Source organism: Bacillus sp. LBG-1-113 (assembly GCF_020708615.1).
GTDB classification, from domain to species: domain Bacteria; phylum Bacillota; class Bacilli; order Bacillales; family Bacillaceae; genus Bacillus; species Bacillus mojavensis.
The window spans coordinates 31,434-54,187 of record NZ_JAJFDG010000010.1; the positions used below are offsets into that span (position 1 = coordinate 31,434).

The 22,754-nt window shown below is 41.9% G+C and carries 23 protein-coding genes; all 23 read right to left on the reverse strand.

The window, feature by feature from the left end; genetic code table 11:
* Nucleotide 1: 1 nt before the first annotated feature.
* The 23 genes from flgD to LJF29_RS18475 all read right to left on the reverse strand — a co-directional run bounded on the left by flgD (nt 2) and on the right by LJF29_RS18475 (nt 22,727).
* Nucleotides 2–427 (reverse strand): flagellar hook assembly protein FlgD, encoded by a 426-nt coding sequence (gene flgD / locus LJF29_RS18365; protein ID WP_010334252.1) that lies wholly within the window; start codon nt 425–427, stop codon nt 2–4.
* Nucleotides 424–1,890, reverse strand: coding sequence for a flagellar hook-length control protein FliK (locus LJF29_RS18370; RefSeq protein WP_229150045.1), 1,467 nt, complete (start codon nt 1,888–1,890; stop codon nt 424–426). The genes flgD and LJF29_RS18370 overlap by 4 nt, the downstream gene beginning before the upstream one ends.
* An 11-nt stretch (nt 1,891–1,901) precedes the next feature.
* Entirely contained in the window at nt 1,902–2,516 is a 615-nt protein-coding gene (locus LJF29_RS18375) for a MotE family protein (protein WP_229150048.1), read from the reverse strand.
* Nucleotides 2,517–2,527: 11 nt separating this feature from the next.
* Nucleotides 2,528–2,971 carry a flagellar export protein FliJ gene (fliJ, locus tag LJF29_RS18380; RefSeq protein ID WP_010334249.1) on the reverse strand — a complete coding sequence of 148 codons (444 nt, stop codon included), beginning with the start codon at nt 2,969–2,971 and terminating at the stop codon, nt 2,528–2,530.
* A 3-nt stretch (nt 2,972–2,974) separates the two neighbouring features.
* The gene (gene fliI / locus LJF29_RS18385) at nt 2,975–4,291 is read right to left on the reverse strand and encodes a flagellar protein export ATPase FliI (RefSeq protein ID WP_229150049.1); all 1,317 of its coding nucleotides are present in this window, start codon (nt 4,289–4,291) and stop codon (nt 2,975–2,977) included.
* A complete protein-coding gene (gene fliH / locus LJF29_RS18390) occupies nt 4,288–5,040 on the reverse strand; it encodes a flagellar assembly protein FliH (protein ID WP_229150050.1) in 753 nt (250 codons plus the stop codon). The genes fliI and fliH overlap by 4 nt, the downstream gene beginning before the upstream one ends.
* The gene (gene fliG, locus LJF29_RS18395) at nt 5,033–6,049 is read right to left on the reverse strand and encodes a flagellar motor switch protein FliG (protein ID WP_003231981.1); all 1,017 of its coding nucleotides are present in this window, start codon (nt 6,047–6,049) and stop codon (nt 5,033–5,035) included. The genes fliH and fliG overlap by 8 nt, the downstream gene beginning before the upstream one ends.
* Before the next feature lie 12 nt (nt 6,050–6,061).
* The gene (gene fliF / locus LJF29_RS18400) at nt 6,062–7,672 is read right to left on the reverse strand and encodes a flagellar basal-body MS-ring/collar protein FliF (protein WP_229150051.1); all 1,611 of its coding nucleotides are present in this window, start codon (nt 7,670–7,672) and stop codon (nt 6,062–6,064) included.
* A 45-nt stretch (nt 7,673–7,717) separates the two neighbouring features.
* A complete protein-coding gene (fliE, locus tag LJF29_RS18405; protein ID WP_229150097.1) occupies nt 7,718–8,038 on the reverse strand; it encodes a flagellar hook-basal body complex protein FliE in 321 nt (106 codons plus the stop codon).
* Between the two features lie 10 nt (nt 8,039–8,048).
* On the reverse strand, nt 8,049–8,501 hold the full coding sequence (gene flgC / locus LJF29_RS18410; RefSeq protein WP_010334245.1) for a flagellar basal body rod protein FlgC: 453 nt from the start codon (nt 8,499–8,501) through the stop codon (nt 8,049–8,051).
* On the reverse strand, nt 8,501–8,890 hold the full coding sequence (gene flgB / locus LJF29_RS18415) for a flagellar basal body rod protein FlgB (protein ID WP_229150052.1): 390 nt from the start codon (nt 8,888–8,890) through the stop codon (nt 8,501–8,503). The genes flgC and flgB overlap by 1 nt, the downstream gene beginning before the upstream one ends.
* Nucleotides 8,891–9,272: 382 nt before the next feature.
* Nucleotides 9,273–10,052, reverse strand: a complete 780-nt coding sequence (gene codY, locus LJF29_RS18420) for a GTP-sensing pleiotropic transcriptional regulator CodY (RefSeq protein WP_003220850.1) — start codon at nt 10,050–10,052, stop codon at nt 9,273–9,275.
* Nucleotides 10,053–10,090: 38 nt separating this feature from the next.
* Entirely contained in the window at nt 10,091–11,494 is a 1,404-nt protein-coding gene (gene hslU, locus LJF29_RS18425; RefSeq protein WP_029441258.1) for an HslU--HslV peptidase ATPase subunit, read from the reverse strand.
* 16 nt (nt 11,495–11,510) lie between these two features.
* Nucleotides 11,511–12,056 carry an ATP-dependent protease subunit ClpQ gene (gene clpQ / locus LJF29_RS18430; RefSeq protein ID WP_010334241.1) on the reverse strand — a complete coding sequence of 182 codons (546 nt, stop codon included), beginning with the start codon at nt 12,054–12,056 and terminating at the stop codon, nt 11,511–11,513.
* Nucleotides 12,057–12,068: 12 nt separating this feature from the next.
* The gene (gene xerC / locus LJF29_RS18435; protein WP_229150057.1) at nt 12,069–12,983 is read right to left on the reverse strand and encodes a tyrosine recombinase XerC; all 915 of its coding nucleotides are present in this window, start codon (nt 12,981–12,983) and stop codon (nt 12,069–12,071) included.
* A 67-nt stretch (nt 12,984–13,050) separates the two neighbouring features.
* Nucleotides 13,051–14,358: an FADH(2)-oxidizing methylenetetrahydrofolate--tRNA-(uracil(54)-C(5))-methyltransferase TrmFO gene (trmFO, locus tag LJF29_RS18440; RefSeq protein ID WP_010334239.1), complete on the reverse strand. Its 1,308-nt coding sequence runs from the start codon at nt 14,356–14,358 to the stop codon at nt 13,051–13,053.
* Between the two features lie 75 nt (nt 14,359–14,433).
* Nucleotides 14,434–16,509, reverse strand: a complete 2,076-nt coding sequence (gene topA, locus LJF29_RS18445) for a type I DNA topoisomerase (protein WP_029441257.1) — start codon at nt 16,507–16,509, stop codon at nt 14,434–14,436.
* Between the two features lie 190 nt (nt 16,510–16,699).
* Nucleotides 16,700–17,599: a DNA-processing protein DprA gene (gene dprA / locus LJF29_RS18450; RefSeq protein WP_229150058.1), complete on the reverse strand. Its 900-nt coding sequence runs from the start codon at nt 17,597–17,599 to the stop codon at nt 16,700–16,702.
* Nucleotides 17,600–17,659: 60 nt separating this feature from the next.
* Nucleotides 17,660–18,562 carry a succinate--CoA ligase subunit alpha gene (gene sucD / locus LJF29_RS18455; protein ID WP_010334236.1) on the reverse strand — a complete coding sequence of 301 codons (903 nt, stop codon included), beginning with the start codon at nt 18,560–18,562 and terminating at the stop codon, nt 17,660–17,662.
* 28 nt (nt 18,563–18,590) lie between these two features.
* The gene (sucC, locus tag LJF29_RS18460) at nt 18,591–19,748 is read right to left on the reverse strand and encodes an ADP-forming succinate--CoA ligase subunit beta (protein ID WP_010334235.1); all 1,158 of its coding nucleotides are present in this window, start codon (nt 19,746–19,748) and stop codon (nt 18,591–18,593) included.
* A 173-nt stretch (nt 19,749–19,921) separates the two neighbouring features.
* Nucleotides 19,922–20,203 (reverse strand): FlhB-like flagellar biosynthesis protein, encoded by a 282-nt coding sequence (locus LJF29_RS18465; RefSeq protein ID WP_010334234.1) that lies wholly within the window; start codon nt 20,201–20,203, stop codon nt 19,922–19,924.
* Entirely contained in the window at nt 20,200–21,930 is a 1,731-nt protein-coding gene (locus tag LJF29_RS18470; protein ID WP_229150060.1) for a hypothetical protein, read from the reverse strand. Before LJF29_RS18470 ends, LJF29_RS18465 begins: the two co-directional genes overlap by 4 nt.
* A gap of 29 nt (nt 21,931–21,959) precedes the next feature.
* Nucleotides 21,960–22,727, reverse strand: coding sequence for a ribonuclease HII (locus tag LJF29_RS18475; protein ID WP_168747810.1), 768 nt, complete (start codon nt 22,725–22,727; stop codon nt 21,960–21,962).
* Nucleotides 22,728–22,754 lie beyond the last annotated feature (27 nt).

The following is a 22,754-nucleotide window of genomic DNA, read 5'->3' on the forward strand; positions in this document are numbered from 1 at the left end:
TTTATTTAGAAGATTGTCCCACAGACATGACATTCGCCGGACTGATCTCGGTCCCATCATCAAGAACGAGATAATATTTTCCTTGAGAATGTTTAACAGAGCTTACTGTGCCTGTTTTATCTGTTGCACTTTTACCATCAGTCCAAGATACTTCTTTTCCCATCCAATCAACATACGTTGTAAACGGATCTTGGTTTTCAACGAATTTCGTCATCGTCGTATTCAGATTCATCATCTGTTCCAGACTTGAAAAAGTTGCCATCTGGCTGATAAATTCTTTGTCATCAACCGGATTAAGCGGATCTTGGTTTTGGACTTGAGTCATTAATATTTTTAAGAACTCGTCTTTTCCCAAGCTGCTGTTGCTTCCAGGCGCAGTGCTGCTTTTTTTTTCAGGCAATTTATATTCTGAGCTTATTGATGTCATTCTTCTTCCTCCAATTCAACCATTGACACTTCATCAAGCAAGTCTCCAAACTCGTTTGATTGCTTTTTCTGTCTTTGCTGCTTCTGACCCTCTTGCTGCTGTTTCTGTTCATCAGCAAGCTGGCCATATATCGGCTGGTCACCGCTTTGAATCGGCAAAGTAAAACGGTCAACTTGGACAGCCATATTGGGCAGTGATTGCTTCAGCTGAGGCAGATGTTGTTCGAGCAGCTCTTTTGCAGATTGGCTGGATGCAATGATTTTACTCTGGAACATTCCATTTTCATTTGTCAGCTTAATTGTGACAAATCCTAAATGTTCAGGGTTCAGCCGAATTGTAAAGCTGCCGGTTGATCTCCCAAAGGGTGTATATTTCATCCGCTTCCATGCACTGATCACTTGATCAGCAACCGTTTTTGTTTCTGCTGTATGTAAATCAGATGAGAGCTGCAAATCGAGTGTCTGAACTCCTCCGGTGCTCCGGTAGCCTGAAAACATCATTTGAATTCCTGACTTACTATCTATTGGCTGAATACTCACAGAGGAGTCTGTCGTACTTTTATTACCTGACGTTGGAGTGTCCGGTGTAAGGGCACGTTTTGCGACATCTTGTGATGATTCGGATGATTTCGATAACAAGAAAGCTTTCAGCTGACTTTCAGTCATATTCCATTCCTTCGTCCCTTTTTGAGGAAGCAATGACATCTGTTCCATTAAGCTTTGAAAACTTTTCAGCTCTGACTTTGACATCGTATAAAGCTTTGAACTTGACTCATCTTTTGTAAATATCTGCTGTTTAAGATCCTGAATAAGCTGTTCAGATATGCCCTTTTTTTCTAATGCAAAAAGAAATTCATCTCCATTTTTGTAGACAGTATGAGCTTGATTATCACGGTCAGTCATTTTATTTCCTTCTAAAAGCTGACTGATAAGCATTTGGATATAGATAAGCGCTTTATCAACTTCTGCTGATACCTCATTTTCCTGAACTCCTTGCTCTCTATCAGACTTGAGTTCATCAGTAGCGGCATCACCAGCTGAATTCTTTGCAGTCAGAGCCGTTTTATCTTCAGAAATGATTTTTTCAGCAAGTATTTGCCCCATATGCAGTTGATCAGTTTCGTCAGCCAATTTTAATTCAACTGCTTGCAGTAGGCTCTGTAATATTTGCTGAGCGGATTCATCCAGTTGCTTTCCTGTTAGTTTACTTAACGTTTGCAGAAGATCGGCTTTTTGCTTGTCTTGATTTTCAGGAGTTGCTTTTAGCCAACCACTGATCTTTTTACATGCATCTTTCAAAAGCTGATCGTCAGTCAGAGTCCCTTTTCCTTGTGATGAAGGTTCTTTCGAGCCGGCTTCAGACATAAGCCAATTTTGAAAAACTCCCTGGCTATTTTTGATTGTTTTAGCAGCTGTCCCTGCTGTAGTTTGCAGCCGAGGTCCGGCTAATTCAAGCAGCTTCACCTTTATTCCCCCTATTCTTGGCTGGCAGCAATTTTTTCTGTATATGTTGCCGCTTGCTCAGGAGTCATTTTTGCCAAAATTTCAGCAAGCTGCTTTTTGCTCAGTCCATTCAATATTTTCAGCGCTTCTTTCTCCTTTAATTGGGCAATGATTTTAGCAGCCTTTCCGCTGTCCATGCTTTTATAAACACTGATGACTTTATCATTAGAAGCTGTATCAGAACTTGATGATTCTTCTGAGATATCCTTTGATGTCTTTTTTTGGTCTTCCGCTGTTTTTTCAAGTGAACGGATCTTTTGATTCAGCCTGTCAATTTCAGATTTGCTTGTTTCTAAATCTTTATTCAATATACTGATCTCACTTTTTTGATCCTTAATGGTTTTTTCCAGAGCCGCCGTATTACTGTTATTCTTAGCTGTTGATGATGTATCTTTTTTATCTTCGGTCTCAGGAACCAATTCTTTAAGCACTGGCGTTTTGGCTGCAGCTTCCTGTATCGGCTTTAAGACATTGACACCAGCCGCCCAGAGAACAATCCCCCCTGCTATAAGCAGAAAAATCAGCGGAAGGATAATGATCAGCAACACCGATCGGAATTTACCTGATTCTTTCTTTTTGCCGGACATTACATTCGCTCCTAATGGCCTTGAATCATAAACTGCTTGATCGAGATATCGTCCATTTCTTTCATCTCTGCAGCTTTGTCTTCAAGAGCAAACATTTTAAACTGTTTTTCACGCATCTTTTCAAACTTCTTCACTTCAATATTTTTTTCTGTTAATACTTCTTGCTTTTGGTTCATTTGATTCCTTTTCATAATGACAAGCTTTTGGTAGTGATAAATTGTGTTTTCAAGATTTGAGACAAATTGCTGATAATGCCTCATCTCTTGAACGCTCATCCCGCTTTTCAGTTTGTTTTCTTTATTCTGTTCAAGCAATTCCTTTTTGCTCATGTTCTCATATAGTTTCTCCGCTACAGTTTCGAATTCAGAAACTGATTGCTGATACTCAGATAAAGACTGGTCTTTCTCGTTCTCTTTTAGTTCCAGCAGCTTTTGGAATCTAAATTGATAGGCCACGTTCTATTCCTCATTTCCTGTCAAACTAGTTAATGCTGCAATGCTTTCTTCCAATGATGCTGATTCTTCTGTTCCCTGCTTCAGAAATTGAATAAGCTGCGGATAAAATTGTATCGCCTCATCAATTTCTCTTGAGGACCCTCTTTTGTAAGCTCCAATATTAATCAGGTCTTCAGAATTTTGATACGTTGATAAAAGTTCACGGAATTTATTCGCTGCGTCTAAGTGCTGTTTTGTCGAGATGTTTGACATCACCCTGCTGATGCTTTTTAGCACATTGACGGCAGGAAACTGGCCTTTATTAGCAAGAGCCCTGTCTAACACAATGTGTCCGTCTAAAATTCCGCGTACCGTATCAGCAATAGGTTCATTCATGTCATCTCCGTCGACTAACACTGTATAAAACGCTGTAATTGTTCCGTGTTCATTTGCACCTGTTCTCTCTAACAACCGAGGTAAAATAGCGAACACAGAGGGTGTATATCCTTTTGTCGTCGGGGGCTCTCCAGCGGCAAGTCCGATCTCCCTCTGAGCCATCGCCACCCTTGTGACAGAATCCATCATAAACATGACATTTTGGCCTTTATCACGAAAGTACTCAGCAATGGCTGTCGCCGTATATGCGGCTTTCAACCTCATTAATGCAGGCTGATCTGAGGTAGCAACGACTACAATTGACCGCTTCAGTCCCTCTGCTCCCAGATCTTTTTCAATAAACTCCCGAACCTCTCGACCGCGTTCTCCGACAAGTGCAATTACGTTCAAGTCAGCTTCGGTCTGTTTAGCGATCATTCCCATTAATGTGCTTTTTCCGACGCCGCTTCCTGCGAAAATACCAATCCGCTGGCCTTTTCCGACAGTCAGCAGACTGTCAATAGACCTGACTCCAACACCCATCTTTTCACGGATAGGCGGACGTTTCATCGGGTTAGGCGGTGATTGCTCCGTTGATACAGGCGAAAGTCCTTTTGGCAAAATTTTTCCCTCGAGCGGTTCGCCAAACGCATCAATGACTTGTCCGATCAGACCGGCTCCTACCTTTATACGAAGAGATTCACCGGTGGCTTCAACAATGCTCCCGGGCGCAATGCTTGCGGCCTCTAAATAGGGCATTAACAGAATATTTTCTTCCTGAAAGCCAACAACTTCAGCTTTGATGACTTTACCTGATTGACCCTTTGCGTAAATCAGGCATAGATCGCCAATTGAGCTTGCCGGCCCCTTTGATTCAATCATCAGGCCGATTACCCGTTTCACTTTTCCATAACGCTTATACGAATCTGTCATTTCTATGCAATCTATCAGACTCTGTGTCTTCATAGATCCGCACCTGCTTCCAGTGCTGTAAGGAGCTTATGCTTCAGTTGCACCAGCTGGGTATCAATGCTTGCATCTACTCTGCCAAAGGGAGTTTCTATATAACATGATCCTTTTTCAGCTTTTTCATCGGCGTATAAACCAAGCCGGCATTCTTTGTATAGAAGCTGCTGAATTTCGTCTTTATGCTGAAAAACTGTTTCATAGTAATAAGGATCTACATATATTGATATATCGTCATATTCCTTTACTTCGTTTACCACCTGTTTCACAAGCAGGATAAAGGCCTCTTTATCATCAGATTTTTGCTGCCATACTTTTCTAGCTAACGCAACGGCAAGCTCAACGATTTCTCCGGAGGCATCTTCAAGTTTATCCTCTACAGCTTTTCTGGACATTTCCATTATGCTGGTTGCTTGACTGATCAGCTCAGCATACTGTTGTAAGGCTTCAGTTTTCCCTAATGCCACACCTTGTTCGAATCCTTCTGCTTTCGCTTCTTCTATAAGACGCTGTTTTTCAGCCGCCCAATCATTTTTTTCCTGCTCAATTTGACGGCGGATATCTTCCATCTGGCTGTTCGCTTGCTCGGAAATTCGATTAGCTTCTTCTTTGACCCGGGCCATTAAAGCTTCCGGATTTTCTTCAGTCTGTAAAAGATGTGAATGATCGATCCGAACCTCTTGTAAAGAAAGCTTCCTTCTTTCCTGCTGTGGGGAAAAAGATGATTCTTGTTTAATGATATTAGACAATAATATCGTCTCCTCCGCCTCTTGCTATCACAATTTCACCGGCTTCTTCAAGCTTTCTGACGATGCTTACAATTCTTGATTGAGCCTCTTCTACATCCTTCAAACGTACAGGGCCCATAAATTCCATTTCTTCTTTGAATGTTTCAACCATACGCTGTGACATATTGTTGAATACAATTTCTTTGACTTCCTCGCTTGCCACCTTTAATGAAAGGAGCAGATCGTCGTTTTCAACATCGCGAATAACCCTCTGAATTGCGCGGTTATCAAGTGTAACAATGTCCTCAAAGACAAACATCCGCTTCTTGATCTCTTCAGCAAGATCAGGATCCTGAATTTCCAAGGAATCCAATATCGTCTTTTCTGTTCCTCTGTCTACACCGTTTAAGACTTCAACAACAGCTTCGATTCCGCCGGTTTGTGTATAGTCCTGAGTGAATGCGGAGGATAATTTCTGTTCCAGAATCCGTTCTACCTCATTAATAATTTCAGGTGACGTTCTGTCCATTACCGCAATCCTTCTTGCGACTTCTGCCTGAACCTCAGGATTCAGCTCGGATAAAATTTGTCCGGCCTGCACAGGGTCAAGGTAAGACAAGATTAAAGCCATCGTTTGCGGATGCTCTTGTTGAATGAAATTTAAAATTTGTTCTGGCTCTGCTTTTCTGGCAAAGTCAAATGGTTTAACTTGCAGAGAAGAAGTCAGCCTGTTTAGTATGTTTTCAGCCTTATCTTCTCCCAGCGCCTTCTCAAGAACTTGTCGGGCATAGCTTAAACCGCCCTGAGAAATATAATCTTGGGCAATCGCTATATTATGAAATTCCTCTATAATTTCATCCTTTTTTTGATGATCGACACTTCTAACTCCTGATATTTCAAGAGTAAGCCTTTCAATTTCTTCATCGGTTAAATGCTTATATACAGAAGCTGACACATCTAAACCTAAGGAAATCATGAGAATGGCTGCTTTTTGTTTTCCTGTAAGCTTATCTTGATCACGTCTCGCCATTTCTAATCCCTCCTAATCCTCGGCCAGCCAGCTTCTCAGCAGTTTTGCAAAGTCTTCAGGCTTATCTTTCGCCATCTTTTCAAGCTGTTTTCGTCTGACTGTTTCCTCTGTTTCATTTTCCTCTTCATTTATATCAGGCAAATTGATAGGCTCCTGAGGCACTTCGTACGTGTATTCCTCAAATTCATCCTCTTGAGCGCGTTTCTTTCTGATAAACATAATGATCAGAATGATGATGACTGCGATCAAAACGCCCCCAACGATATATACCCACATTGGGATACCGGAGGATTTTTCCGTATCAGTATCAAGACTTACTTTTCCATCAAAAGGCTGAACGGAGACAACAATTTTATTACTGATATCTTCATCAGAAAGGTTCTGGTTCTGTGTTTCATCCTTATTCAATGATGTTCTGACAACAGTTGAAAGAATTTTTTGTATATCATCCTGTCTTGCGGTTGATAGCGACGCCGTGTTTTTGGCATCAGGCGGCTCTACCATTACTTGAATCCCTAAATCCCTTACCTTATAAGGGCTTTCAGCTATTTCTTTATGGATTCGGTTAACCTCATAATTGATTTTATTACTGCTTTTTTCGTAGTTCCCACTTTCGGTATTTTCGCCGTCAGCTTGATAGTTTGTTACATCTTCATCCCCGGTTCCGGCAGTTCCGCCATTAGCTGCGCCGTCTCCCTGATATGTTTCCGATACTTTTTCAGCACTAACCGCAATGCCTTCCATGTTTTCTTTGTCAACAGGCTCGACGATGTCTTCTGTCCGTTTTTCTTTTGTAAAGTCAATATCGGCCGTGACAGAAACTACAACTTTGTCCTGCCCCATCATCGTTCCAAGCAATGACTGAACATGTTTTTGAATGTCTTTTTCAACTTGGGATTTAATTCCCTGCTGTGAAGAATAACTATCAGCGTAGGACCCTGCACCGCTGTCTGTTTTGTCGTAGTATGTAGAGTTCTGGTCCATGATGACGATATTATCTTCTTTTAAGTTCGGCACACTTTTTGATACCAGATGATACAATCCGTTGATCTGGCTTTGATCTAGTGTGTATCCAGGCTGAATTTGCAGAACGATTGAAGCAGATGCTGCTGATTGCTCTTCACCGACAAAGACAGCGTCTTTCGGAAGGTTAATCATTACTTTTGAATTTTTGATACCGTCCATTTCATTAATCAGATTGGACAGTTCCGTTTGTGTGGCTTTGACTTTCACCATATCAAATTCATTATCTGTTAAACCAAAGCCGGCGTTCTGTCCAAAAAATGAGTAATCAATTGATCCGGTTTTAGGAAGCCCTTCTGCAGCCAGCTGAACTTTCAGTGAATCAACCTGATCTTCCGGAACCTTAATGACCGTACCGCCATTTGAAAGTTCGCTAGGCACCTTTTTCGCATCCAGTTCTTCTTTGATCTGTCCGGCTTCTTCAGCTGACAAATCTTTGTACAGCGGCGCCATTTTCTGATTAGAAGAAAAAATACTGATAATAATGGCAAGAATGATAATTGCCGCTAAAGCACCAATCATTAAAATCTTTTGTAATTTAGATCTATTTTTCCAAAACTCACTCGTTTTGTTTTTCATTTGCATTAGAGTACGATTCATGTTAACCCCCGGTCATTCCACTCTTTCTCTTTCTCGTCAGACCCCCTACATTTGCATTCTCATAATCTCCTGGTATGCTTCCACAGCTTTGTTGCGGAACTCAGTTGCAGCAGTCAGAGAGATGCTTGCTTTTTGAGCGGCGATCATGACCTCATCAAGATTCACATCTTTCCCTGCAGCCAAGGCATTAGTCATATTGTCAGAAGCTACTTGGGACTCATTTAACGAACTTATAGAGTTTTTTAAAAGCTCCGAAAAGCTTGTTTGATTTGAAGAATCTGTTTTTTGGCTATTGTTTACTTGATTTGTTACATTTTGAGTGTTTTGAGTATTTTGAACCTGAAAAGGAGAAATTTTATTGATCACATTCATCACCTTACTTTCCGATTTCTAGAGCCTTCATCAGCATTCCCTTTGAGGCATTCATCGCTGTGACATTGGCCTCGTATGATCTCGTACTGCTGACAAGGTCAACCATTTCTTTTAATGGATCAACATTTGGCTTTTGCACATATCCTTCAGCGTTTGCATCAGGATTGGTCGGATCATAGACCAGATTAAAATCAGAGTTATCCTCAGTGATTTTTGTAACCTTTACCCCATTTCCGACATTGCCGCTGCCGCTCATTTTAGAATTCAAAATCGATGAGAACGATTCACCTTTTGACTGAAGCGAAACCATTTTCCTTCTGTAAGGCAACCACTCACCGTTTACCTGCTTGGCTCTTGTCGTATCCATATTCGCCAAGTTAGACGATACAACATCCATTCTGAGGCGCTGAGCAGTTAAAGCTGATGCTGAAACATTTAAGCTTTGAAAAGCTGTCATTACTTTCCTCCTGTTAGTACGGTCTTCAGAGAATTGAATTTTCCGTTCATTCTTTCAACTAAAGCTTGATAGTTAATCTGATTTTCTGCTAGTTCTGTCATCTCTTTGTCAACGTCAACGTTATTTCCGTTTTGCTGAAAAGATGTATCTCCGCTCGTTACAATTGAATAATTTGAATCAGCATCAGAAAAATCAACATGCCGATAGTCTGTTTTTATAGATTCGAGACGAGAGGATTCTTGATCTAATAAATTTTGGAAAGAGACTTTTTTCGCCTTATAGTTCGGTGTATCTATATTAGCAATATTATTGGTTATGACTTTTTGCTTAATATTCGCTCTGCCCAAGGCATTTTCAAGATTTTGTATCGTTCCAGAAAATAGGCTCAAATCCACTTACCTCCATTTCAGTTTTTTTCACCCTCAATATCCTTGTCGAGATTTGTAAAACCATATGCTTATTGTAAGAAATAACAGGCATAAAGTCTATGAAGTTCGTGTAAAAAAATGTCCTCATATATATCTATTTTACAAATAGGTACATAGTCCTAGATTATTTGAACTACGTTTTTTACATTAATATAAGGCTGAAAATAGCTTAATTTCTGTATTTCCCCATTCATTTATCGTCTTTTTTCTGTTTTTATGAAGAAAATCATCAATTTTATTAACATATTACAGAGAAAGACTTTTCGCCCAGGAAATAAAGCTTATTGATTTCCTTTATTTGAATGCAAAAAAGAACCCCTCTTTTAAGGGGTTCTTCTGTTCATTAATGCGATTTCAGATTTTCTAATTCAATCAGGAATTTGTTGTTCAGCACTTTGATATAAGTACCCTTCATGCCTAATGATCTTGACTCAATTACCCCAGCACTTTCAAGCTTTCTGAGTGCGTTAACAATAACTGAGCGAGTAATGCCGACACGGTCTGCAATCTTACTTGCAACAAGAAGGCCTTCGTTTCCGTCAAGCTCTTCAAAGATGTGTTCAATTGCTTCAAGCTCACTATAAGAAAGAGAGCTGATTGCCATTTGTACGACTGCTTTGCTTCTTGCTTCTTCTTCAATTTCTTCTGCTTTTTCTCTCAGAATTTCCATTCCGACAACTGTAGCGCCGTATTCAGCAAGAATTAAATCATCATCATTAAACTGATCCTGTAAACGTGAAAGAATGAGTGTACCTAATCTTTCTCCGCCTCCGATGATCGGCACAATTGTTGTTAAACCAGCTTGGAACAAGTCTCTGTTTTCAACAGGAAAAGCAGTATACTCACTATTGATATCCAGGTTAGAAGATGTTTCAGGGACGTTGAACAGATTCTTCGTATATTCCTCTGGGAATTGGCGATCCTCAAGCATTTTTTTCATGCGGTCATTTTCAATTTGCTGGTTGATAGAGTACCCGAGAAGTTTTCCTCTGCGGCTCACAACGAAAATATTGGAATCAATTACATCCCGAAGCGTTTCCGCCATTTCTTTAAAGTTAACCGGTTTCCCTGCCGCAGCTTGCAGCATGGAGTTAATAATTCTTGTTTTTTGTAATAAAGCCATGATAAATGATCCTCCTAAACATTCCTCTTATTAAATTTTCACAATATAAATTGACTTAAATCTTTGTTTTTAGCTATCGTTCCGAGCTTTTCTTCCACATACTGCGGTGTAATCGTTATTTTCTCCATTGTTACATCCGGGGCTTCAAAAGAAAGATCTTCTAACAGACGTTCGAGTATTGTATGAAGGCGTCTCGCACCGATATTATCTGTTTCCTGATTCACATGATAGGCGACTTCAGCAATCTTATGAATAGCTTCGTCAGAAAATTCAAGAGATATACCTTCTGTCTGTAATAATGCCTGATATTGTTTTAAGAGCGCGTTATCGGGTTCAACTAAGATTCTCACGAAATCGTCAACCGTCAGTTTGCTCAGTTCTACACGAATTGGAAAACGCCCTTGCAGTTCAGGAATCAGATCAGACGGTTTGGCCATATGAAATGCTCCCGCTGCGATAAACAATACATGGTCTGTTTTAACTGAACCGTATTTAGTGACAACGGTAGAACCCTCAACGATTGGGAGAATATCACGCTGAACACCTTCTCTTGATACATCAGCTGAAGATGACGCGCCACCGTTTTTTGCAATTTTATCAATCTCGTCGATAAAGATAATTCCGCTCTCTTCTGCCCTATGGACAGCTTCCTGGCTGACTTCATCCATATCAATGAGTTTGCTTGCTTCTTCATTCGTCAAGACTTTTCTGGCTTCTCTGACTGTCATTTTACGGCGTTTCTTTTTCTTTGGCATCAATCCGCTCAGTGCATCCTGCATATTCATGCCCATCTGCTCCATACCCGAGCCCTGCAGCATGTCAAACATAGAAGGCTGCTGCTCTTCAACTTCTACAGTAACATAGTGGTCCTCCAGCTCTCCTAATGCCAGCTGATGAGCCATGCGTTTTCTTTTTTCTTCAATGTTTGCTTCTTCCTGGCTTTCCGTTTCGTCTTCACCGTTTGGCTGGCTGCCGCCAAAAAACATTTCAAACGGGTTTTTAACGCCTGATTGTTTTTTCTTCCCTGGGACTAACAGGCGCACAATGCGTTTGTTTGCATTTTCTTCAGCCTGCTCCTTCACTTCATTGATTTTTTCTTCTTTTATAAGACGAACAGAAGTTTCCACAAGGTCTCTGACCATTGATTCAACGTCTCTGCCTACATAGCCGACTTCTGTAAATTTTGTTGCTTCAATTTTGATAAATGGCGCACCTGAAAGCTTAGCGATTCGTCTGGCAATTTCAGTTTTCCCTACCCCGGTAGGCCCCATCATTAAAATGTTTTTCGGAACGACCTCGTCTTTCAGCTTTTCATCCAGAAGACTTCTTCTATAGCGGTTTCTTAATGCCACGGCGACAGCTTTTTTCGCGTCTTGCTGACCGACGATGTATTGGTCTAACCGATCTACAATCTGTCTTGGTGTTAACGGTGTTTTTTCCATGCGCCTCAAGTCCTTTCTATTCAAGCTCTTCCAGTATGATTTGATCGTTCGTGTATACACAAATTTCGCCCGCTGTTTCCAGCGCAGCTCTAGCAATCTCACTTGCAGTCATGCTGTCACCGGCATGCTTTTTCAGCGCTCTTCCGGCTGCCAAAGCGTAGTTGCCGCCTGATCCAATTGCCAGAATGCCGTCATCCGGTTCGATAACCTCACCAGTTCCCGATACGAGAAGCAAGGTATCTTGATTCATAACGATCAGCATGGCTTCAAGCTTTCTAAGCACTTTGTCGCTTCGCCATTCCTTTGCAAGCTCAACAGCAGCCCGTTTTAAGTTGCCATTATATTCTTCAAGTTTCGCTTCGAACTTTTCGAATAGAGTGAAAGCGTCTGCAACAGATCCCGCAAATCCTGCGAGAACCTTGCCGTTAAACAGTTTTCTTACTTTTCTCGCAGTATGTTTCATTACAACAGCCTGACCAAATGTAACTTGACCGTCTCCGGACATTGCGCTTCGTCCCTGATGCTGTACTGCAAAGATTGTAGTCGCATGAAAAGATGACATAAAGGGCCTCCTTTAATTTTTCTTAAAAGCTCTTGGATGGTGAGACATATATGTGTTTCTCAGCATTTCCTTCGAAACGTGCGTGTATATCTGTGTCGAAGACAGATTAGAATGCCCGAGCAGTTCTTGAACGCTCCTCAAATCTGCTCCTTCGTTTAACAGATGAGTGGCGAACGTATGTCGAAGCATATGCGGATGGATATGTAAAGTGCCGGACGCTTTTTTGACAAGCCCGCTTAAAATGTGCCTAATGCCTCGGGCTGTAAGCGGTCCGCCTCTTTGATTCACGAATAATAGATCATGAGGTTCTTTTGCTTTTTTCAGCAAGCACTGTCTTCCGCTATTCATATATAACTTCAACGCTTCGCGGGCGTAAGACCCAAAAGGGATATAACGCTGCTTCTTGCCTTTCCCGTGAACAAGCACAGTGTCCATAAATAAATCAAGATCATGAATCGTTATGGAAGAGCATTCACTGACCCTCATTCCGGTGGCATAGAGAAGCTCTAATAGCGCTTGATCCCTCATGCCGGTTGGCTGGCTTATATCTGAAACTTCAAACAGTTCCTCAAGCTCTTTTTGATATAGAAACTTCGGTATCCGTTTCTCTTGTTTCGGCAGATGAACAAGCTGGAACGGATTATCATCAACAAGCTTTTCCCGCATCAGAAATTTGTAAAAACTTCTCAATGCAGAAATTTTTTTACTAATTGTTCTTCTTGATAAACCCTTTTCATAGGCTTCCGTCAAAAAAATTCTAGTATCTTGATATGCAGCTTCTTCAAATCCATTTATACCTTGAACACGCAGGAAAGTCTCGAATTCTTCAATTGAATCCACATAATTCACAATAGTATATTGTGAATAATTTTTTTCAATTTGTAAATATTCAACGAATAAGTTTACGAAATTCTTAACATTCTCCATGCCAAATACCTCCCCAGGAAGGGCTTTTAAATGGTATCACAAATCGTGTTCAAGTTGCAATCAATACCTAAATTGTTTTCGAAATTGTTTGAATTGTCTCGATCGCCCGATTTGCGTACTGTTCATTACGCTCTTTTTTATTTTTAATTTTAACAGGCAATTCTTTTAAAAGCCCAAAGTTTGCGTTCATCGGCTGGAAGTTCTTCTGGTTTGTTGTTGTAATATAGTGAGCCATACTGCCTATTGCTGTTTCCTGAGGAAAAGTGACAAGCTCTTCTCCTAAAACAAGTTTAGCCGCATTAATACCTGCTACAAGTCCAGAAGCAGCAGATTCCACATATCCTTCTACTCCCGTCATTTGTCCTGCGAAGAACAAATCGTTCCGTTTTTTAAATTGGTAAGTCGGCTTTAACAAGCTTGGAGAATTAATGAATGTATTTCTGTGCATAACGCCGTATCTGACGATTTCCACATTTTCAAGTCCGGGAATCAATTTGAGGACTTCCTTTTGGTCTCCCCATTTTAAATGAGTTTGGAATCCTACAATATTATAGAGAGTTCCCGCCGCATCATCCTGTCTAAGCTGAACGACTGCATATGGACGTTTTCCGGTAACAGGATGCTCTAATCCCACTGGCTTCATCGGTCCGAAAAGCATTGTTTTCTTTCCTCGTTTTGCCATTACTTCAATCGGCATGCAGCCTTCAAAGAAAATCTCTTTTTCAAATTCTTTTAACGGCACAGTTTCCGCCGAAGTCAAAGCTTCATGAAATCGGTCAAACTCTTCTTCTGTCATCGGGCAGTTTAGATAAGCCGCTTCTCCTTTGTCATAACGGGACTTCAAATACACTTTATCCATATCAAGGCTGTCTTTCTCTACGATAGGCGCCGCTGCATCATAGAAGTATAAATAGTCTTCTCCAGTAAGCTCTTTTAACTGTGCAGACAATGATTCTGAAGTTAACGGACCAGTTGCGATAATTGTTGGTCCTTCCGGTATTTCTGTTACTTCTTCATTAATAACAGTAACGTTGGGATGGTTTTTCACCCGGTTTGTCACACTTGCCGCAAATTCGTGCCGGTCTACCGCGAGTGCGCCGCCGGCAGGCACTGAGCATTCGTCAGCCGCAGCGATAATTGCTGAATCAAGCGCACGCATTTCTTCTTTTAATACACCTACAGCGTTAGCAAGTGTATTGGAGCGTAAAGAGTTGCTGCATACCAGTTCTGCAAATTTATCAGTATGATGGGCAGGCGTCTGTTTGACTGGGCGCATTTCATATAATCTGACTTGAATCCCCCGTTTGGCAAGCTGCCATGCCGCTTCACTGCCTGCAAGTCCGGCTCCGATTACATTCACTGTTTGTTGGTTCATCTTTCACATCTCCTAGTTTATTATTCATTGTCTTCTTTTAACACACAAAGAAGGTGAGCAAGACCCTGCTCACCGCTACTTCTGTGGTTCTTCCTTATAATCGCATTCCACGCATTGGACTTGTATGCCTTTTTTGAGCTTTTTCTCAACAAGCATTTTTCCGCATTTCGGACATTTTCGTTCAATTGGTTTGTCCCAGGAAACGAATTCACAGTCCGGATAACGGTCACAGCCGTAAAAAATCCGTTTCTTTTTCGATTTTCGCTCAACAATATTTCCTTCTCCGCAGCTCGGGCACTTCACACCGATTTGTTTGACAATCGGCTTTGTATTCCGGCAATCGGGGAAATTGGAGCAAGCTAGGAATTTACCGTATCGGCCCATTTTATACACCATAGGAGAACTGCACAATTCACAATCTTCTCCGGCATATTCAGGCTCAATTTCAACTTCCTTCATTTCTGATTCGGCTTTTTTCACGCGCTTTTCAAAATCGGTATAGAAGTTATCAATAATCTGTACCCATTCTATATTGCCTTCCTCAACATTATCAAGGTCTTTTTCCATTTTTGCCGTAAACTCAACGTTAATGATTTCAGGGAAAAATTCCATGATCAACTCAAGCACGATCTGCCCTAATTCTGTGGGAACAAACCGTTTATTATCCAGACCAACGTACCCGCGCCGCTGAATCGTATCAAGCGTCGGAGCATAAGTGGAAGGACGGCCGATACCTAGTTCTTCAAGCGTTTTAACCAATCGGGCCTCAGTATAGCGCGGAGGCGGCTGGGTAAAATGCTGTTCCGGTTCTATATCCTTAGATAAAACAGTGTCTCCCTCTTGCAGGTCAGGCAGCATCCGGTCTTTTTCTTCCAATTGATCGTCTTTGCCTTCAACATACACTTTCATAAACCCGGAAAACTTGACTTTACTTCCGTTTGCACGAAAAGTCAAACCGTTGTTTGTCAAATCAACACTCATTGTATCTAAAACAGCAGATGCCATTTGGCTGGCAACAAAACGCTCCCAAATTAATTTATACAGTCTCAGCTGATCTCTGCCAAGGACTGCTTTTAATTCGCTTGGTTTTCTGAGAACCGACGTCGGACGGATCGCTTCGTGGGCATCCTGAGCATTTTCATTCTTTTTAGCGGGCTTTCTTTTGCCGCCTAAGTACTCTTTTCCGTACGTTTGATCAATAAACGCTGCCGCTTCATCAACTGCTGTATTGGAAATACGGGTTGAATCCGTTCTCATATACGTGATCAAACCGACAGTTCCTTCTTTTCCTAGATCAATTCCTTCATATAATTGCTGCGCAATCATCATCGTTTTCTTCGCTCTGAAATTGAGCTTGCGCGCTGCTTCCTGCTGAAGGGTTGAAGTTGTAAAAGGCAAGGCCGGATTGCGTTTCCGTTCCTTTTTAGTTACTTTTTCAACTGTATACTTATTGCCTTTGAGCTGAGAAAGTATGTCTTTTACATCCGCTTCGCTCTTTAAAGGAAGTTTTTTTCCGTTTTTACCGAAAAAGCTCGCTTCAAACGTCTCCTGTCCTTTTAAGAACGTGCCGTCTATTGTCCAATATTCCTCTGGCTTAAAGTCGTTAATTTCCTTTTCACGATCAATAATTAAACGGAGGGCAACAGATTGAACACGGCCAGCGCTGAGCCCTTTTTTAACTTTTTTCCAAAGAATTGGGCTGATTTTATATCCGACGAGCCTGTCTAATATACGTCTCGCCTGCTGTGCATCCACCAAATCCATATTGATCATGCGGGGATGCTTAAATGATTCTTTAATTGCGTCTTTCGTAATTTCGTTAAACACAACACGGCAGTCTGAATTAAGATCCAGGTCAAGGCTGTGGGCCAAGTGCCATGCAATCGCTTCCCCTTCTCTGTCGGGGTCGGCTGCGAGATAAACTTTTTTCGCTTTTTTGGCAGCCGTTTTCAGCTCTTTTAATACCGGACCTTTACCTCGAATGGTTATATATTTTGGTTCGAAATTTTGTTCTATGTCAACTCCCATTTGACTTTTTGGAAGATCCCGGACATGTCCCATTGATGCTTTCACTTTATATTTTTTACCTAAGTAACGTTCAATCGTTTTCGCCTTAGCGGGCGATTCCACGATGACTAGATAATCAGACATTTTCATCCCCCTCAAGAGGTGTTCTCTCTCTTCAAGTATTTCAAATTTTATTTTATATTTGCAGCTGTCTTTATTTGGCTTTCAACATTTCATTCTTTATGATGAACGTCATTATTTAAATAGAAAACAATATGCAACTTTAAATCCTCACTATTATTAAATATTACAATGCTGTTTGTCAAACGATAATTCAAAAGGGTTCCGTATATTGAACGTTTCTCTCAGGAAGCTCTGCATAAATATCCTCTGCTGACCATATGACTTTAGCCCCCTCTTGGATCAATTTTATAGGACCTCCGGCGTAAGGATCAAATACAGAACCAGGTACGGCAAATACTTCTCTCCCTTGTTCCAGCGCTTGGTATGCGGTAATCAAAGAACCGCTTTTCTCTTTACCCTGCACAACAATAATGCCCTCACTTAACCCGCTGATAATACGGTTTCTCATAGGGAAATGCCATTTTTGGGGTTTGGTTTCAGGTGGATGCTCTGACAGAAGAAGATGGTGTTTAGCCATGTGTTCTGCTAATTGAAGATTTTCTCGAGGATAAATGTTCTGAAATCCGCCTGCGATGACTCCGATTGTCCGCCCCTTCGCCTTAATACTTGCCGCATGGGACAATCCGTCAATCCCAGACGCCAGCCCGCTGACAATCACCCACTTTTTATGGCAAAGCTCTATTGTAAGATGATTGACAACCTGGATTCCATAGGCTGTCGGATGCCGCGTACCTACAATTCCTATTTTACGCCCTTGAGAAAGAAGGGATATATCACCTTTTGCAAACAGCACAGGAGGCGGATCATAAATGGTTTTCAGCCAGAATGGATATTGATCTGAGGATATTGGGATGACTTCAATGCCTTGCTGATGGTATACAGAGAGTAAATGCTGAAGTTTGGGATATTGTTCTTCTATTTTATTTTTTAATGCCGCAGTCTTTACTTTGCCATGTGAAGCGGTTTCTAATGCGCATGAAGGATTTGACAGGGACATTGACGGATCAGCTTTCCACCATTTTAATAGAAGAGAAGGGGATAATAATTGATTGATTCTGCAAGTGATTAAACAGGCAGCGGCCTGATCCAATATGAGGACCTCCTTTTGACAGCAAAAGCAGGAACAGCCAAAATGGCTGTCCCTTCTCTATTAATGTGTTTTGCATGTTTCAAATAAATTCTTCTCTTTCAATACTTTAATTAATGTTTCTCCCATGACAGAAGGTGTCTCTGCAACTTCGATTCCGCATTCGTTAAGTGTTTTGATTTTTTCATCAGCAGTGCCTTTTCCGCCGGAAATGATGGCACCTGCATGTCCCATGCGCTTCCCTGGAGGTGCTGTTTTGCCGCCAATGAATCCGACTACCGGTTTTGTCATATTGGCTTTTACCCACTCAGCAGCTTCCTCTTCAGCTGTACCGCCGATTTCGCCGATCATGATGACAGCGTGTGTATCAGGATCTTCGTTAAACGCTTTTAAAACGTCAATGAAGTTGGTTCCATTTACAGGATCGCCGCCAATCCCAACGGCTGTAGACTGTCCTACACCCGCTTCTGACAGCTGATGCACTGCTTCGTATGTTAATGTTCCTGAACGCGATACAACGCCTACATGACCCTTTTTATGGATATATCCGGGCATGATGCCGATTTTACATTCTTCAGGCGTGATGACGCCAGGGCAGTTCGGGCCTATTAATCTCGTTTTCTTGCCTTCCATGAAGCGTTTCACTTTTACCATGTCTAGAACCGGGATATGCTCTGTGATGCAAATGACCAGATCAAGCTCCGCATCTACCGCTTCCATAATAGCATCAGCCGCAAAAGGTGCCGGAACATAGATAACAGACGCATTTGCGCCAGTCGTATGAACTGCATCAGCCACTGTATTAAATACAGGTACCCCTTCCACTTCTGTTCCGCCTTTTCCAGGTGTCACACCGCCCACGATATTTGTGCCGTATTCAAGCATCTGCTTCGTATGGAATAAAGCGGTAGAACCTGTAATCCCTTGTACAATAACTCTTGTATCTTTATTGATAAAAACACTCATTATTTGGTCCCCTGCCTTTCATTCTTTCCTATACTAAAGATACGATTTTCTGCGCGCCGTCAGCCATGGATTCCGCAGATGTAATATTTAATCCTGATTCACTAAGGATTTTCTTCCCTAGATCCACGTTTGTTCCTTCAAGACGGACTACAAGCGGCAATGTTAAACCGACTTGTCTTGTCGCTTCAACAACCCCTTCTGCGATAACATCACATTTCATAATGCCGCCGAAAATGTTGACGAAAATCCCTTTAACATTTTGGTCAGAAAGAATGATTTTAAATGCTTCCGTGACTTTTTCTGCGGTTGCGCCGCCCCCCACATCAAGGAAGTTGGCCGGCTCTCCTCCATAATGTTTAATGATATCCATCGTGGACATCGCAAGCCCTGCGCCGTTTACCATGCATCCGATATTTCCATCAAGGGAAATGTAGCTCAGATCGTATTTAGACGCTTCAATTTCTTTTGGATCTTCTTCATCCAAATCTCTATATTCCATAATATCTTTTTGTCTGTATAATGCATTGCTGTCAAAATTTAATTTCGCATCAAGTGCCATCACATTCCCGTCTCCTGTTACAACGAGAGGGTTGATTTCGGCAATTGAGCAGTCTTTCTCCACAAACGCTTTGTATAGTCCAAGCATAAATTTAGCAGCTTTCCCAACAAGCTCTTTTGGAATATTAATAGCGAATGCAATTTCTCTGGCTTGATAGCCTTGGAGGCCAACAGCCGGATCAATGACAGCCTTTTTGATTTTTTCCGGTGTTTTCTCTGCTACTTCTTCAATTTCTGTTCCGCCTTCTTCAGAGGCCATCAGAACAATTCTTGAAGTGGCACGGTCAAGCACTAATCCCACATAGTATTCCTTTTTAATATCGCAGCCTTCTTCAATAAGTAAGCGTTTTATTACTTGTCCGTCCGGACCCGTCTGATGCGTAACGAGGGTCTTACCTAAAAGTTCTTCGGCATACGCTCTTACTTCTTCTAATGATTTTGCTATTTTTACCCCACCAGCTTTGCCTCGACCGCCAGCATGAATTTGAGCCTTTACGACATAAACCGAGCTGGATAAGCTCTTTGCTTTTTCAACTGCTTCTTCTGCTGTAAAAGCCACTTTACCTTCAGGAACAGATACCCCATATTTTCTGAGGACTTCTTTTCCCTGGTACTCATGGATATTCATTTCCCATCCTCCTAACTTATGTAACAAAACTAAAAATAGACTGCGCTTTCATTCTATATAATACTGGAAGAATTGTCTAGAGTTCGATGCAAAATCTTAAAATCCTTCTAAACATTCAAACTTTTATTTTATTAAAAACATAAATTTCAAGCGGAGAATGGGGAATATTTCGGCTATTTTTTATTTTTTACACTTTCGTCCAATCTGTAAATGAAAGAAAAAATCTCGGCTACCGTTTCATAAAGAGCTTCCGGGATCTGGTCATCCACAGTCAAATGGCGCATTAATTCGACAAGGGTCCGATCTTCTTGGATCGGGACCCCCGCCTTTTTAGCTTCTTTGATAATGTTGTCAGCAACATAGCCCTTTCCGGTTGCAATTACTCTTGGCGCCTTGTCTTTTTTTTCATCATAATGGAGAGCTACGGCTTTCCTTAAAGGCGTTTGCTCGTTCATATTTTCACATCCACTTCCTGATCACTGATGCTTGTTATGTATTGATCAATTGTAGCCATTTCATCAGATCGAAGGCGCTTTTTAGCGTTAACTCCTGAAAGACTGTAGCCCATTTCTTTGAGCGATTGCTTAAGGGTGGGCACCATTGGATCGATGGCCGGCTGAAGTTCAAAATCCGTCTCAATTGTAATCGTCATGACTTGCTGCTGTATCAGGCAGTCAACAACTGTTTCTTTTAACGTATCCAATTGCAGTAAAAACAGGAGCCGGCAATGGGAAGGATCGAGCTTTCCATCCGCTTCTTTTTTTCCTTTAAACAGAACAGTCATGTCCTGAACCCCCGATTTTGAAAACATCGGAAATGACATCACAATTTGGCTGTATGAAGGATGATCCTGCTGCATGAGAAGCTGACCGTTTAATTTATGGAAGAGCTGATCCGCTTCCTGTTTGACAGGTTCCGGTAACTCATGTGACGCTCTGACGGCATGCAGAGCCATCTTGACTGATTGAATATCATCAGGCAGCACTGCGGTGCCTTGTTCAAATGCTTTAATAAATGCAAGCTCATCTCGCGCGCCTATTGCCATTTTTACTTTGGATAAAAAGGAAAGAACATCTGCCTTATCCGTTAAATTCGGAGCTGTCTGCTGAACAGCCTTTAAAAATACATCGGCTTCTTGATCCGTGACTCGTGCGGCCTGCAAAACAGATGCTGCTGCCTCGGGCTTATTTTGACTAGAGGAAACAACAGCCTTTGTCCAATTCGCTGCTTCTTTTACGATTGAATTGCCGTTTTTATCCGCAGCTTCCGTCAGTTTGGCCAGCAGCCTTCCGGCTTCTTTCATTGGAATGTCTGAGACAGTTTTAGCAGCACCGTCTCGTATGTTTCGCTGCTGCTCCTGCGGGTTTACAGGTGCCCGGTGTGCCTTTCCTGCGGAGCCGTCTGCTGCGCTAAGCTCCCGGTTTCCGGCAGTACTGACTGAAGAGGCAGATCTGGTATGATCCGTTAACGAGAAAAGCTTCTCGATAAGACGTTCTGCATGGACATCTGTTTCGCTATTAAATAGTGCTGTAACGGCTTCTCTTAGCTTTGTCAGCGCCTGGCTCGGCTGAGGATTTTCATGAATAGCCTGAATCAGCTGAGATAAGTGCTGATGGAGCGGTACAGGCGATTTGACAGCATGAACTCCGCTCAAAACATCGGGATGAACGGGGAGATCCCGCTTTAAGGCAAATAAAACTGTTTCAATGGCTTTTTTTGTGTCTGACGCAGGCAGCGTGTCCATCCAGCGGACAGCTGTCTTGATATCATTTTCTGTGATGGGTGTTTTGCTTTTCAGCATTGCGCCTGCCATCATAAGGGAGGCGTTTGACGGCTTCACTGAAATAGCGTTCAGAAGCTTGCCCGCTGCATCCTGAATTGTTTTGGGATTTTGGTCAAAGCTTTGAACGACCTGGAGACGGCCTGTCTGTTCCGCTGGTTTTTTTTCGTAGGAAAACCAGTAATACGCCTGAGGACGAAGCTGAGTTTCAAGTTTGCCTTGAATCGTTTGATTCCCTACTTGGATCAGTGCATGCTGGTCCCCTAATAAACGAAGTACTTTTCCTAAAAGGAGACGCTTTACGGCATTTGATTCGTCGGTTGTATGTGATGTTTCCTGCGGAGCTGCAGTGTTACCAAAAAGGTTTTTGAGCGCCTGCTGTACATCATTTCGTATGTTCATTTCAAAAAGGTGCCTCCTTGTTCATTAGATTATCTGTAAGATTGAACAGGAGCGAAAGTTTTCCGGTGCAAATCGGTCGGTCCGTAGGCTGCGAGCGCTTCAAGATGCTCTTTTGTTCCATAGCCTTTATTTTTTTCAAAGCCGTACTGCGGATACTTTTCTGCATATGCGCTCATCATCCGGTCCCTCGTCACTTTCGCAATACACGCACCTGCAGCGATAGATACGCTTTTGGCATCGCCTTTTATAATTGAAGACTGAGACGTATCGAGCGGCAGTGTCATCGCGTCAACGAGCAAATAATCGGGTGTATCGGACAAATCGCGGATTGCTTCGACCATTGCCAATTTTGAGGCTTCATAAATATTGATCTCATCAATAACAGCTGCTTCTACAATTCCTATACCGACTGCCACAGCTTCTTTCATAATGAGATCGTAATATTCCTCACGCTTCTTTTCTGTAAGCTTTTTTGAGTCTGTGAGTCCAAGTATTTCGCATTCCTCAGGAAGAATGACTGCGCTGGCGACAACCGGTCCTGCCAATGGGCCCCGGCCTACTTCGTCTACTCCTGCAATAAAACGAAACCCCTTGTTTCTCGCAAGCCTTTCATAGGAGGTCATATTTATCCACTGTTCTTTTAGCGCTTTTTCCTTCGCGTGCTTTTTCAGCCATTGCTCTACAAGCGCTTGTACGCTTTTTCTCGGATCATTTTCACACTGGACAAGAAATGGGTCCTGGTCATCTTTTACCCCTTGCAGACGGTCTCTAATGTCTTTTACGGTTAATGTATTCACTTTCTCTTCTCCCTTACTGTATGTATC

What these genes read in the sequence shown, in the direction of transcription:
- flgC (WP_010334245.1), bottom strand. Translation starts at nt 8,501, where the DNA reads ATGACAGCTTTTCAAAGCTTAAATGTTTCAGCATCAGCTTTAACTGCT.
- trmFO (WP_010334239.1), bottom strand. Translation starts at nt 14,358, where the DNA reads ATGAACCAACAAACAGTGAATGTAATCGGAGCCGGACTTGCAGGCAGT.
- fliI (WP_229150049.1), bottom strand. Translation starts at nt 4,291, where the DNA reads ATGAAGACACAGAGTCTGATAGATTGCATAGAAATGACAGATTCGTAT.
- hslU (WP_029441258.1), bottom strand. Translation starts at nt 11,494, where the DNA reads ATGGAAAAAACACCGTTAACACCAAGACAGATTGTAGATCGGTTAGAC.
- LJF29_RS18470 (WP_229150060.1), bottom strand. Translation starts at nt 21,930, where the DNA reads ATGAACATACGAAATGATGTACAGCAGGCGCTCAAAAACCTTTTTGGT.
- flgD (WP_010334252.1), bottom strand. Translation starts at nt 427, where the DNA reads ATGACATCAATAAGCTCAGAATATAAATTGCCTGAAAAAAAAAGCAGC.
- fliG (WP_003231981.1), bottom strand. Translation starts at nt 6,049, where the DNA reads ATGGCGAGACGTGATCAAGATAAGCTTACAGGAAAACAAAAAGCAGCC.
- sucC (WP_010334235.1), bottom strand. Translation starts at nt 19,748, where the DNA reads ATGAATATCCATGAGTACCAGGGAAAAGAAGTCCTCAGAAAATATGGG.
- codY (WP_003220850.1), bottom strand. Translation starts at nt 10,052, where the DNA reads ATGGCTTTATTACAAAAAACAAGAATTATTAACTCCATGCTGCAAGCT.
- sucD (WP_010334236.1), bottom strand. Translation starts at nt 18,562, where the DNA reads ATGAGTGTTTTTATCAATAAAGATACAAGAGTTATTGTACAAGGGATT.
- LJF29_RS18465 (WP_010334234.1), bottom strand. Translation starts at nt 20,203, where the DNA reads ATGAACGAGCAAACGCCTTTAAGGAAAGCCGTAGCTCTCCATTATGAT.
- clpQ (WP_010334241.1), bottom strand. Translation starts at nt 12,056, where the DNA reads ATGTCATCTTTTCATGCGACTACAATCTTTGCAGTACAGCATCAGGGA.
- LJF29_RS18375 (WP_229150048.1), bottom strand. Translation starts at nt 2,516, where the DNA reads ATGTCCGGCAAAAAGAAAGAATCAGGTAAATTCCGATCGGTGTTGCTG.
- topA (WP_029441257.1), bottom strand. Translation starts at nt 16,509, where the DNA reads ATGTCTGATTATCTAGTCATCGTGGAATCGCCCGCTAAGGCGAAAACG.
- xerC (WP_229150057.1), bottom strand. Translation starts at nt 12,983, where the DNA reads ATGGAGAATGTTAAGAATTTCGTAAACTTATTCGTTGAATATTTACAA.
- fliF (WP_229150051.1), bottom strand. Translation starts at nt 7,672, where the DNA reads ATGAATCGTACTCTAATGCAAATGAAAAACAAAACGAGTGAGTTTTGG.